This is a genomic window from Vibrio sp. 10N.222.46.A1, from assembly GCF_041473595.1.
Classification (GTDB): domain Bacteria; phylum Pseudomonadota; class Gammaproteobacteria; order Enterobacterales; family Vibrionaceae; genus Vibrio; species Vibrio tasmaniensis_A.
This window is the reverse complement of record NZ_JBFRSN010000114.1, coordinates 1-563: the sequence shown is the minus strand read 5'-3', so window position 1 is coordinate 563 and position 563 is coordinate 1. Positions and strand designations below refer to the sequence as shown.

Here is a 563-nt window from a genome sequence, read left to right as displayed (position 1 = left end):
GTTAAAGGCAAAACACGGTAATTCAGTGCTAACTTCTGACTTTGATACTCGTTACCAAACGGCAATTGACCAATACCGCCATGCTGGTAATGAAATGGTAAAAGCAATCGACAGTCTTTCTAAAAAGCTAAACTTGCTTGCGACTCAACAAGTCCATACCAATGGTCAGCAACACACTAGCACCCTAAATACTGCAACTATTGGGCTTCTAGTGATTCTATCTATTGCTCTTGTTATTAGCTGGACACTGGCTGGCATCATTGTTAAACCAATCAACAATATTCAGGCAACCATGCGCGAAGTAGCAAAAGGTAACCTGCTAGTAAAAGCCGAAGAACATGGAGACAATGAGATCTCACGTCTTGCGCAAGACGTAAACAAATCCGTTGAGCAATTGCGTGACACGGTAAGTTCACTGTCTCGAATCAGCATAGAAGTTGCGTCAGCGTCGACTGAACTAGCTGCTGTAATGACACAATCAAGTGCGAACTCAGACCAAGAGAAGCAAGAAGTGGAACAAGTTGCTTCTGCCGTGAATCAACTTGAGAGCACAGCAGCAAACG

At 43.7% G+C, this 563-nt stretch carries 1 protein-coding gene; it reads left to right on the top strand.

Features of this window, described 5'->3' with window-relative positions:
- Positions 1–563 (top strand): HAMP domain-containing protein (locus AB4496_RS04120; RefSeq protein ID WP_372130619.1); only part of this gene is annotated, 563 nt, incomplete at both ends.